The 11,085-nt window shown below is 55.5% G+C and carries 9 protein-coding genes and 1 pseudogene; 5 read left to right on the top strand and 5 right to left on the bottom strand.

The features are described 5' to 3' along the window. The 3 genes and pseudogenes from ACI9KD_RS15510 to purM form a co-directional block, all read right to left on the bottom strand. Positions 1-242: pseudogene (locus ACI9KD_RS15510) on the bottom strand (hypothetical protein); the annotation flags it as partial. Next, the gene (gene purN, locus ACI9KD_RS15505; protein ID WP_414982079.1) at positions 239-880 is read right to left on the bottom strand and encodes a phosphoribosylglycinamide formyltransferase; all 642 of its coding nucleotides are present in this window, start codon (positions 878-880) and stop codon (positions 239-241) included. The gene purN and the pseudogene ACI9KD_RS15510, both read right to left, overlap by 4 nt. Next, positions 877-1,923 carry a phosphoribosylformylglycinamidine cyclo-ligase gene (gene purM / locus ACI9KD_RS15500; RefSeq protein WP_414982078.1) on the bottom strand — a complete coding sequence of 349 codons (1,047 nt, stop codon included), beginning with the start codon at positions 1,921-1,923 and terminating at the stop codon, positions 877-879. The genes purN and purM overlap by 4 nt, the downstream gene beginning before the upstream one ends. 96 nt (positions 1,924-2,019) lie before the next feature. Here purM and ACI9KD_RS15495 point away from each other — a divergent pair, with 96 nt between their 5' ends. From ACI9KD_RS15495 to hda, 3 genes are read left to right on the top strand one after another with little or no spacing between them, the layout of a single operon-like run. Then, positions 2,020-3,078: a DUF2066 domain-containing protein gene (locus tag ACI9KD_RS15495; protein ID WP_414982077.1), complete on the top strand. Its 1,059-nt coding sequence runs from the start codon at positions 2,020-2,022 to the stop codon at positions 3,076-3,078. Next, the gene (locus tag ACI9KD_RS15490) at positions 3,075-4,196 is read left to right on the top strand and encodes an AI-2E family transporter (protein WP_414982076.1); all 1,122 of its coding nucleotides are present in this window, start codon (positions 3,075-3,077) and stop codon (positions 4,194-4,196) included. Before ACI9KD_RS15495 ends, ACI9KD_RS15490 begins: the two co-directional genes overlap by 4 nt. Further along, positions 4,189-4,893 carry a DnaA regulatory inactivator Hda gene (gene hda / locus ACI9KD_RS15485; protein WP_414982075.1) on the top strand — a complete coding sequence of 235 codons (705 nt, stop codon included), beginning with the start codon at positions 4,189-4,191 and terminating at the stop codon, positions 4,891-4,893. The genes ACI9KD_RS15490 and hda overlap by 8 nt, the downstream gene beginning before the upstream one ends. An 18-nt stretch (positions 4,894-4,911) precedes the next feature. Here hda and ACI9KD_RS15480 read toward each other — a convergent pair whose 3' ends face one another. After that, the gene (locus ACI9KD_RS15480; RefSeq protein WP_414982074.1) at positions 4,912-5,388 is read right to left on the bottom strand and encodes an Lrp/AsnC family transcriptional regulator; all 477 of its coding nucleotides are present in this window, start codon (positions 5,386-5,388) and stop codon (positions 4,912-4,914) included. Between the two features lie 127 nt (positions 5,389-5,515). On the opposite strand from ACI9KD_RS15480, the gene ACI9KD_RS15475 reads away from it, so the two are divergent. Further along, positions 5,516-9,016 (top strand): indolepyruvate ferredoxin oxidoreductase family protein, encoded by a 3,501-nt coding sequence (locus tag ACI9KD_RS15475; protein WP_414982073.1) that lies wholly within the window; start codon positions 5,516-5,518, stop codon positions 9,014-9,016. Between the two features lie 34 nt (positions 9,017-9,050). Continuing rightward, positions 9,051-10,124 (top strand): Glu/Leu/Phe/Val family dehydrogenase, encoded by a 1,074-nt coding sequence (locus ACI9KD_RS15470; RefSeq protein WP_414982072.1) that lies wholly within the window; start codon positions 9,051-9,053, stop codon positions 10,122-10,124. Here ACI9KD_RS15470 and ACI9KD_RS15465 read toward each other — a convergent pair. Then, positions 10,121-10,927 carry a queuosine precursor transporter gene (locus ACI9KD_RS15465; protein ID WP_414982071.1) on the bottom strand — a complete coding sequence of 269 codons (807 nt, stop codon included), beginning with the start codon at positions 10,925-10,927 and terminating at the stop codon, positions 10,121-10,123. The two genes, ACI9KD_RS15470 and ACI9KD_RS15465, sit on opposite strands and share 4 nt — an antisense overlap. Positions 10,928-11,085: the final 158 nt, after the last annotated feature.

Here is an 11,085-nt window from a genome sequence, read left to right as displayed (position 1 = left end):
CCGTTTTCGTCCAGGGACAAGCTGCGACGAAGCTTGATACTAAGGCCGGAGGTGGAGGTTTTATAGACAGCGTCATAGGGGGTTAATGTCCGATGCTCGTGCTTCTTTTCTGCGTGTTCCTTTGGTGCTTCCTTTGGTACTTCCTCAGCAAGCGCTCCGCCCATAACGAGGCTGCCTGTGAGCAACAGGAATGCGGTCAGCGCTTTTAGCGTCCCTGTGTGCGTGATGTCGGTGACTGTCATGCGTTTATCCCATTGCTCATAATCGATTCGTCCTTCCAGACCTGTCCATCGCGTAGTTCTACTTTCTTCTCAACACACCAGCGAACGGCTAAAGGGTAGATGCGGTGCTCCTGCTCCTGTACCCGTGCGGCGAGACTGGTCGCGTCGTCCTCCGGGCGTATAGCTACTGTAGCCTGCAGTATCGATGGGCCGGCATCCAACTCGGGCGTTACGAAGTGTACCGTGGCGCCAGATTCGCGGTCGCCAGCATCCAGCGCGCGTTGATGAGTGTTTAGTCCTGGGTATTTAGGCAACAGCGAGGGGTGAATGTTCAATAGCGATCCGTAATATTCCTCAATAAAGTGATCCGTCAGTATTCGCATAAAGCCCGCGAGTACCACGAGCTCAATAGCGGCAGCATGCAGCGCCTCGAGCATCTTCTGCTCAAACTCTCCTCGGCTCTCAAATTGCCGATGATCGATGCATAGGTTAGGAATTTTCCGCTTTTCGGCTCTTTTTAATACGCCCGCGTTGGGCACGTTGCATATTACAAGACCCACTTCCGCAGGTGTTTCAGGCTGTTCACAGGCGGCGGCAATCGCTTCCATGTTGGAGCCAGAACCAGACGCGAGAATAGCGATGCGCCGGGAAGCTCTCATTCGCTAAAGGCAATGCCTTCGTCGCCGTTGACAATTTCGCCTAACTGCCAGGCATGCAGGTCATGCTTTTTCAGCTCATTGATGGCGGTCGCAGCATGCTCCGGGGGCAAACATATCACCATGCCCACACCGCAGTTGAACGTGCGAAACATCTCCATACGCTCAATGTTTCCCGCGTTTTGCAACCACTTGAAGACCGCAGGCCATTCCCAGCTTTGGGTGTCGATGTGAGCCATCGTGTCCTTAGGCAGCACTCTGGGCAGGTTTTCCAATAGACCGCCACCGGTGATGTGGGCCATGGCGTGAATATCGACCTTTTCCCGCAGTGAGAGCAATGCTTTGCAATATAGTGTCGTTGGCTCCAGCAGCAGCTCCCCGAGAGTTTTGCCGCCGTGCTCAAGAGGCGCGCTCAGGTCGGCCTCACTTCTTTCGAGGACGCTGCGAATCAGCGAATAGCCATTGGCATGCGGCCCGCTGCTGGCTATTGCCACCAAGGTATCGCCAGCCGCTACGGCGCTTCCATCGATGACCCTGTCTCGTTCCACGACGCCTACACAGAAGCCCGCCAGGTCATAGTCTCCCTCGCTGTACATGCCGGGCATCTCGGCGGTTTCGCCACCGACCAGCGAGCAGCCTGAGAGTTCACAGCCTTTGGCGATGCCGCGCACGACGTCGGTGGCGACATCCAGATCGAGCTTTCCGGTGGCGTAATAGTCGAGGAAAAACAGTGGCTCAGCACCACTAACGGCAATGTCATTCGCACACATAGCGACCAGATCGATGCCGATGTGTTCGTGGCGGTTTAGTTCAATCGCCAGCCTTAACTTGGTGCCAACGCCGTCTGTGCCCGAGACCAGAACCGGTTCACGATAACCAGCAGGCAAAGCGCATAAAGCGCCAAAGCCACCAAGGCTTCCCATGACTTCGGGGCGTCGCGTGCGTTCCACGGCGTCCTTGATGCGACCCACCAGGGCATTCCCCTTGTCGATATCCACCCCCGCATCGCGATAGGTGAGTGGTGTAGTGTTTTTGTTTTCTGACATCGGAGATTGGCCGGGACAAAGTTGAGCGCGCAGTTTAGCGTCCTCGGCCAGCCAGTAAAGGGCGAGTACCGGCGTCGTCGCTGGTATAATGGCCGGATGCCAACATTGATCCTTCGCCAATTTGTCGCGACTTTGCTGTTTTTGCACTGTGCCGTCCTGTGGAATCAGGTTGCTCAGGCCGAAATCGTGGACGATATCTATAAAGCGGGGCTTGTCGTTGATGGGCGTGATGCACGTTCACTGAGCGCCGCGCGCAGAGCCGGGCTTGTCGAGGTGCTTGTTAAAGCTTCAGGCAATCCGCAGGCGCCCGAGAGTCCACAGGTGGCTGCAGCCATAGAGGATGCTCAAGCTTACCTCCTTGGCTATAGCTACGAAGAGGATGCGCAAGGCGTCCTACTGCTTCGCCTAGACTATGATGAGCAGGCGGTGCAACAGCTGTTGCGAGAATCGGGGCTGCGACTGTGGACCTCGAATCGACCCTTGGTACTCACTTGGCTGGTTGTCAGTGATGCAAGCGGCCGTCGATTCGCATCGGTAGACGCGGCTCCAGAGGCGGATAGTGTTTTGCGTGAGAGTTTCCTGCGTCGGGGAGTACCGTTACAAACCCCCCTGTACGACTTGTCGGACGCCTCGGCAATTACGCCGGGTGAGGCCTGGCGTCAATCGTCATCAGCGTTGATGGCTGCTTCAAGTCGCTACCGGGGTACGGAGTTACTGGCAGGCCGCGTGGCTCAATTATCTAATGGCAGTTGGCTGGGAGACTGGCGATATTTGGACAATGGGCGTTGGCGAAGCCAGTCCAGCTCTGCGAAAAGTCTGCAGGCCTTCACTGACGCGGGGGCGGAGTTGGTGGCCGCCACCCTCGTGGAGCAATACGCCGTAGAGCTTAGCGCTGATACAGATGAGCGGTATCAGCTCACGCTTAGAGGCGTGCGAAGCTTCGATGACTATGTAGTGCTGCAGCAGGTGCTGAGCTCTCTCGAAGCCGTGCGCAACGTGGTGCCGCATAGCTTACTGGGAGACCAGGTCAGCTTGCGGGTAGAAGCGGAAACCGACTTGCAACAGCTTGCGCGAATTATTGAGCTTGACCCGCGATTTGTGCCCCTTCCTCTGGAGTCAGGACAGAGCGGTTTGTCCTATGAATGGATACGATGAATACCAGCACCCCTGAGTCTGATAGCCAGCCCGAAATCCCTATAAACCGCTGGCCACTGGTTTTCGCTGTGTTTGCGGGTATGGGGCTGGTGTTCTACCTGCTACAGCCCATTTTGTTGCCTTTTGTTTTGGGGGCGCTTATAGGCTACCTCGGGGATCCTCTCGTTGATCGCGTCGAGGAGAGGGGAGGGAGCCGCACTTTTGGTGTTGTTCTGGTGTTCCTGTTTTTTACTGCTGTGTCCTTACTGGCAATGTTCTTTGCGGTGCCGGTTCTTCTGCAGCAACTGGATGGCCTGGTGGGTCGAATTCCCCTGGTTTACGGCTGGTTGCGTGATGTTGCCGTCCCTTGGCTGCAGTCCCGAACACTGGTGACCGGGGCTAGTCTTCCGCAAATTGACTGGTCCGCAGAGCTACTTGAGAACTGGCAATCCCTGGGCAAGGTGACGGCTAGTACAGTTTCGAGTATTACGGGTTCCGGTTTGGGTCTGCTCCTGGGCTTGGCGAACATCGCACTGGTGCCGGTGGTCGCGTTCTACCTCATGCGGGACTGGGACGATATTGCCGCACGAATTTTGCGTCTCATGCCCAAGGCCTGGCAGGCGGGCACATTGCAGATGGCCAGCGAAGCCGATGAGGTGGTAGGCGCTTTTCTTCGGGGTCAGTTCATTGTGATGTGTGCTCTGGGTGCACTCTATTCCGCAGGCCTTTGGGTTGTCGGTTTACAGCTTGCGCTGCTCCTTGGATTTATTGCGGGCCTCGCCAGTATCGTGCCCTACCTTGGATTCATCGTCGGAATTACAGCATCGCTAGCGGCGGCCTGGTTACAGTTTCACGAGCCCTTACCTCTGGTTTATGTCGCTTTGGTTTTTGGGGTTGGTCAATTGATCGAGAGCATGCTGCTCACGCCGGTGCTGGTAGGTAATCGAATTGGACTACATCCAGTGGTGGTGATTTTTGCCCTGATGGCGGGAGGCCAGCTTGCCGGCTTTGTGGGAGTGGTGGTTGCCCTACCTGTGGCAGCGGTTATCAAGGTCTTTGTCAGTCATGCTTTGGTACATTATCGAAGCAGCAAGATCTATGTGGGCGGTGATCACGAGAGCCCGGGCGAAGATGTCTGAGTCGACACAGATTTTGGATCAGTCTCGGCAGTTGGCGCTGCAGATTGGGCTGCAGGACGAGACTACCTTCGATAACTTTCTTGTTCGCGAGCCTCTTGCGCCACTGCTGGACAGTATGTCGCGTCCGCGATCGGAGCCCCTGCAGTTTCTGCACGGAGGAGCTGACGAGGGGAAGAGCCATCTATTACAGGCGCTGTGTCATGCGACGGAAGGCTCGCTCTATTTGCCACTGGCCGTATTACTGGAATCGCCTCCCGGAGATGTGTTGCAGGATCTGGAGTCCTCCTCGTTGCTGGCATTGGATAACCTTGAGGTGATCGCTGGTCGACCAGACTGGGAAGAAGCTTTGTTTCACCTCATCAATCGGGCCCGGGCCGCACAATGCCCTTTGTGGATAGCTGCTCGGCGCCCGGCAAATGATCTGGCAGTGCAGCTTGCTGATCTCAGTTCACGCCTGGCCGGCGGCGTGACCTGGGCTATTGTTGCCGCTAGTGATGGTGAGAAGCAGGCCATTTTACAGTTTCGTGCGCAACGTCGAGGTTTGATGCTAGCCGAGTCTGTTGCACAGTATTTGTGCTCTCGAGAGAGTCGCGCCCTGTCAGATTTGCTGGAGACTTTGGATCTTCTTGATAGAGCCTCCTTGCAGCTGCAGCGACCTCTAACTGTCCCCTTGGTCCGTGAGGTTATGGGTTGGTAATGGTCTGGGATTGTGCCTTCAGCCTTGAGTTTGCAGGGGGAGAGATGTGCTGTTTTTGATCTCTGTTACCGCCATATGTGAGTGGAGTTCTCGAACGCCGAGGTTGGCACTGAGGGTCTCGCGCACAAAGCTCTCGTAGTGACGCACGTCACGGGTCACAATTTTCAGCATATAGTCCCAAATTCCGGTCATGGTGTAGCACTCGATAACCTCGGGGTAGCGGACAATATCCTGCTCAAAGCTCAACAGGTTCTGGCGACCGGTAGCCGTGAGATTAACCGTGGCAAACACCACGACATCCATGCCCAATGCTTGGCGATTGAGTAAGGCTACCCGCTCTCGAATGAGCCCCTGTTCCTCCAATCGGCTGATGCGCCTCCAGCATGGCGATTGAGAGAGATTTACCCGCTCGGCAATGGTGGCTGTACTGAGACTGCAGTCGCCCTGAAGTAAGTCGAGAATGGCTAAATCTGTGTTATCGAGCTTTTCTGCCATAAATATGCACGCAATGAATATATTGTGCATATTTTATCTAAAAATGCTCCGTTTCGGTAGGTAAATAACATAGTAAAACCTCTCAGCTCCGTTAGAATTTTCCATTATAAACTCGCGGAGTTCATCGATGGCTAATCAGACCGTTCGCGGCATAACAGACATATCTCTGGACGACAAATACGCGCTGGATATTGATCGCGCGTATATGACCGGCATTGAAGCACTCGTCCGTTTGCCAATGCTTCAGCATCAGCGTGACCAGCAGCGGGGCTTAAACACCGCGGCGTTTATATCCGGTTACCGCGGCTCCCCCTTGGGTGGGTTAGACCAGGCTTTCTGGAAAGCCCAGCGCTGGTTAGAGCCACACAATGTGCACTTTCAGCCAGGAATTAATGAAGAGCTCGCGGCAACAGCCGTTTGGGGAAGTCAGCAGACGAATCTGTTCAGCGGTGCGAGATATGACGGCGTCTTTGGCATGTGGTACGGCAAGGGGCCTGGGGTTGATCGCAGTATGGACGTGTTTAAACACGCGAACGCTGCCGGGACGTCTAAGTTTGGTGGCGTACTTGCCGTGGCGGGAGATGATCACGCCTGTAAATCCTCAACCTTGCCCCACCAGTCAGAACACGACTTTATCGCGGCATCTATCCCCGTTCTCAGTCCGTCCAATGTTCAAGAGGTCTTGGATCTAGGCGTTTACGGCTGGGAGCTGTCGAGATATTCGGGATGCTGGGTCGCGCTCAAGGCGATCACCGAAAACATGGATTCTGCTATCTCTGCCGATCTGGATGCCTCGCGCATTCAGGTGGTTATCCCGGAAGGCTTTGAGCTTCCAGAAGGAGGCGTTCATGCGCGCTGGCCTGATCAGCCCATGGAGCAAGAAGCACGACTGAATCGTTACAAAATCTACGCCGCTCGAGAGTTTGCCCGGGTCAATGGCCTCAACAAAGTCGTTCTGGATAGTCCCAAAGCACGTTTGGGGATTATCACCTCGGGAAAGGCCTATCTTGATGTTATGCAAGCATTGGAAGACATGGGTATTAGTGCCGCGGTAGCGGCAGAGATTGGCCTACGGGTTTATAAAGTCGGCATGCCCTGGCCGCTTGAACCGCAAGCGACCCACGACTTTGCAGATGGCCTCGAAGAAATTCTGGTTGTTGAAGAAAAGCGTTCGATTATTGAGGACCAGCTTACCGGGCAGCTATATAACTATCCGGTGGCCGCTCGGCCCAAGGTCATTGGAGAGTTTGATGAGCGGGGAAACGAATTACTGTCGAATCTGGGCGAGCTCACCCCGGCGAAAGTTGCCGTGGCGATTGCTTCACGCATCAGACGCTTCTTTGCGTCCGAAGTTATGGAACAGCGCATACGCTGGATCGAGAGTAAAGAGCTGTCTCTAGCGCGGCCCGCAGATGTAGCGGAACGTGTGCCGCATTTTTGCTCCGGCTGTCCACACAACAGGTCCACTCAGTTGCCCGAGGGCAGTCGAGCTCTTGGCGGCATTGGTTGTCACTACATGGCAACCTGGATGCCTGATCGGCCGACATTAACCTTTACGCAGATGGGCGGGGAAGGTGCGACCTGGATAGGTCAGGCCCCGTTTACTGATACCAAGCACGTCTTTCAGAATCTCGGTGATGGAACCTATTTCCACTCGGGTATTCTTGCTGTGCGCGCCGCGGTGGCATCCGGCGTCAACATCACCTACAAAATTCTTTACAACGATGCGGTGGCAATGACAGGCGGTCAGCCCATCGATGGCTCACTATCGATTCCGGATCTACTACGCCAGCTTCAGGGCGAGGGTGTACGGCGTATTGCACTGGTGAGTGATGAACCTGGGCAGTGGCGGGGCCATGTTCCGGTTATCGGTGGCCTGAGTATTCATCATCGCGATGAAATGGATGCCTTACAGCGAGACTTTCGTGAGATTAGCGGGGCGACGGTAATCGTTTACCAGCAGACCTGCGCGGCGGAGATGCGTCGGCGTCGCAAGAAAGGAATTACTGAAGACCCTGCGAAACGACTGTTTATTAACGACGCAGTTTGCGAGGGTTGTGGAGACTGCTCTGTAAAGTCCAATTGCTTGTCTATAGTGCCCAAAGAAACTGAGCTGGGTCGCAAGCGGCAGATTGATCAAAGTGCCTGCAACAAGGATTACAGCTGCAACCGCGGGTTTTGTCCAAGCTTCGTCACGGTGACGGGCGGGGGCCTGCGTAAGCCCAGGCGCGTGGAGACTGCGCAGATGGTGTTTGATCCCTTGCCTGAACCGCAGCTTCCGGATCTTAGTGAGCGACCCTGGAATACGGTGGTTACCGGTGTCGGAGGTACGGGCGTTCTTACCATTACTTCGTTAGTGGCGATGGCGGCTCACCTCGAAGGCAAGGGCTGCGCGACGATGAACCAAACCGGCTTGGCTCAGAAGTTTGGTGCGGTCGTGTCTCATGTACGTGTTGCAAAAGTTCAAGATGACATTATGGCCGTCCGTATCCCGGCGGGTGAGGCAGACCTGTTGCTGGGCTGCGATCTTGTTGTGACTACGACGTATGAAGCTATGGCGAAAGCCGCTCACGGGCGCACGCATGCGGTGGTGAATGATGCAGAAGTGCCCACGGCGAGCTTTATTCTTAACCCTGATGCTCGTTTTCCTACAAGCACCATGAAGCAACGGGTACTCGAAGAAGTGGGAGACTCAGACTGCCATTTTCTGGACTCCAGTCGCATCGCTACGACCCTGATGGGTGATTCCATCGCCAGTAATCTGTTCCTTCTGGGTTATGCCTGGCAGCGGGGGCTGGTGCCAGTGTCCGCAGCGGCACTGGAGCGGGCTATCGAGCTCAATGCCGTGGCAGTGGATTTCAATAAGCAGGCGTTCTTGTATGGTCGTCGTTATGCAAACCGTCCCGATCAGGTGCTGGCGTTGCTGCCAGAGTCCGTGGCGATCGCACAGCTTGGAACGGCGGAGCTCATTGAAGACCGTGCAGCGCGCCTGGTGGACTATCAGGACACTCGCTATGCGAAGCGCTATAGAGACACGATCGCTGCCGTACAAGCTGCGGATCCGCGGCCTGAAGATAGTGCTTCTCTGACCGCGACCGCCGCGAAGTCGCTCTACAAGTTGATGGCGTACAAAGACGAGTACGAGGTCGCTCGACTCTACAGTGCCCCGGAATTCCTGGCCAAGATTGAGGCCAAGTTCGAGGGAGACTATAGCCTTAGCTTTAACCTCGCGCCGCCGCTATGGAGTAAGCGGGATCCGCATTCCGGAGAGTTGCAAAAAACCGAATTTGGTCCTTGGATGCTCACGGCGTTTCGCGTCCTGGCGCCCCTGCGTCGCCTTCGCGGAACTGCGCTAGACCTATTTGGCTATACCGCCGAACGACGAGGGGAGCGTCAGGACATCGCCGATTATGAGGGTCTCCTGGGTGCTTTATGTGAACGCATGGAGGTCGCGACTACGTTAACTGAGTATGCGCTGATGCAGGAGCTGCTGGCGCTCCCACAACAATTGCGGGGCTTTGGGCACGTAAAGGATCGCAATCGTGATCAACTCGCCCTTCGGCATTCCACCCTGATGGGGCGGCTGGAAGGGCAAGAAGATATCGTACAGATCGTAGAGGCGGCCTAAGGGTCGCTCAGCACATACTAATAAGGAAGAAGCCATGTCTGTGTTTAGTGATCCCTCTTTTGACGGTCATGAACAAGTAGTTTTTGCGGCGGACCTCGCGAGCGGTCTGCGAGCAATCATTGCCGTTCACGATACGCGGCTGGGCGCAGCCGTAGGCGGATGCCGTATGTATCCCTATGCCTCCGAGGCCGAGGCTATCGATGATGTACTGCGCCTTTCCCGGGGAATGACCTACAAATCAGCGTTAGCGGGTTTACCGCTAGGGGGTGGCAAGTCAGTAATCATTGGCGACCCCGGACAGGACAAGAGTGCTGCTCTATGGCGTGCTATGGCCGGATTTATCGATAGTCTTGGCGGGCGTTATGTGGCTGCGGAAGATTCGGGAACGTCTGTGACGGACCTTCGCGCCATGAGTCAGTACACGGAGCACGTCAGTGGCTTTGCGGCAACAGAGCATGGTGGTGACCCATCGCCCAGTACCGCTTTGGGTGTGTATGTGGCCATTCGCGCGGCTCTCGCTCATCGCCTTGGGGTAAGTGACTTAGAGGGTGTTCGAGTTGCTATACAGGGTTTGGGGCACGTGGGTTTCGCCTTGGCGCAGATGCTAAAAAGTGCCGGTGCTGAGGTGCTCGCTTCCGACATCAATTTTGCGAATCTCCTACGAGCGGAGTCAGAGCTCGGTGTAACGCCGGTTGCCCCTGAGAATATTCTTTACGAAGACGTCGATGTGCTGGCGCCCTGTGCGTTGGGCGGTGCCTTGAATGCAGACAGTATCAGCCGGCTCCGCGCTGGTATCGTCGCCGGGGCTGCGAATAATCAACTACGAGAAACTTCGGACGGCTGTCGCTTGGTGGATCGTGGGATTCTTTATTGCCCTGATTTTCTTATTAATGCCGGGGGCATCATCGATGTCCACTATCAGCGCAGTGGCCTTGATCGCGCCGGCTTGAGAGAACATATTGAGAGCATCGGCGATCGATTGACCGAGGTTCTCCAGCGTGCGGATCGCTGTCATCGACCCACAGGAGAAATAGCAGAGGAACTTGCCGAGGAGCTTCTGGGCGCGCAGTCCAAAACGCTGAAGCAGCCTCTACGCAGCGTAGCCTAGTTTTTAAATTCTAGATCGGAAGCCTCGGACTCACTGGAAAGGGCATGTTCTGCGGCAGCGTAACTTCCCTCTTCCAAGTGTAGATACCGACGTAGGTAATGCACGCCGAGATAGAACGGGCCGGTATCTAGCAGCGCCACGCAGGCTTTAAACAGATAATTGCTTCCTACTAGTATCGCCAAGGCTTTGGTAGTGACATCGCCCCGGAAGTAAGCTGCGCCAAAGGTGACAGTCACCACCATCACCGAATCGACCATTTGGCTCATTAGGGTACTGAAGTTGTTGCGTATCCACAGATGCTTGCCCCGTGTTACGCGCTTCCAAAAGTGAAACAGCTGTACGTCACAGTACTGCGCGGCAATGTAGGCGAGCATCGATGCGAAGACCGCTCCTGAGGTCGTGGCGTAGATCAACTGATACAGCCCAATACTGCTTTCCACAACCTCGCCGTTGGGCAGCGCCACCGGAGCTGCCAGCTGAATGATTTGCCAGGGAGGCATGGCATCGGCAGGCACTGAGGGGATGCTGTTGCCAAGAAACAGGACAAACAAAATCAAGAAGTTCAGGCCCAAACCCACGCTCACCAAAAAATTCGCGCGGGCTTTTCCATAGAGTTCACAAATAAGGTCCGTGCATAAAAATGTCAGTGGGTAGGGGAGGACACCAACCGCCAGCGCCATAGGCCCCAATTGTACAAACCGCGTAATACCGATGACATTCAGCAGCGTCATGGCGCACAGAAACGTCCCGGCGAGGATCAAGAAAACGCGTTCGCGACGCTCCTGCAGCGCAGCTGGACTCACCTTAACTCTCCCGTTGACCAAGGTTGGCATGCAGTACGGATCCATTGAGCACGGGATTGCGATGTGCCCAGTACAGGACTCCAGCAATCTCTTCGGGCTCGATGAGTCGACCAAAACTGTTCATGCCGCCGATTTGCTGTAGTAACGCCTCATCATTG

The organism is Congregibacter sp. (assembly GCF_047617445.1).
Taxonomy (GTDB): domain Bacteria; phylum Pseudomonadota; class Gammaproteobacteria; order Pseudomonadales; family Halieaceae; genus Congregibacter.
The sequence above is the reverse complement of the archived record's forward strand: the minus strand, read 5'-3'. Positions and strand labels throughout refer to the sequence as shown.

Excerpts from the sequence above, each read along its gene's own strand:
- purN (WP_414982079.1), bottom strand. The coding sequence starts at position 880 with ATGAGAGCTTCCCGGCGCATCGCTATTCTCGCGTCTGGTTCTGGCTCC.
- purM (WP_414982078.1), bottom strand. The coding sequence starts at position 1,923 with ATGTCAGAAAACAAAAACACTACACCACTCACCTATCGCGATGCGGGG.
- ACI9KD_RS15495 (WP_414982077.1), top strand. The coding sequence starts at position 2,020 with ATGCCAACATTGATCCTTCGCCAATTTGTCGCGACTTTGCTGTTTTTG.
- ACI9KD_RS15490 (WP_414982076.1), top strand. The coding sequence starts at position 3,075 with ATGAATACCAGCACCCCTGAGTCTGATAGCCAGCCCGAAATCCCTATA.
- hda (WP_414982075.1), top strand. The coding sequence starts at position 4,189 with ATGTCTGAGTCGACACAGATTTTGGATCAGTCTCGGCAGTTGGCGCTG.
- ACI9KD_RS15480 (WP_414982074.1), bottom strand. The coding sequence starts at position 5,388 with ATGGCAGAAAAGCTCGATAACACAGATTTAGCCATTCTCGACTTACTT.
- ACI9KD_RS15475 (WP_414982073.1), top strand. The coding sequence starts at position 5,516 with ATGGCTAATCAGACCGTTCGCGGCATAACAGACATATCTCTGGACGAC.
- ACI9KD_RS15470 (WP_414982072.1), top strand. The coding sequence starts at position 9,051 with ATGTCTGTGTTTAGTGATCCCTCTTTTGACGGTCATGAACAAGTAGTT.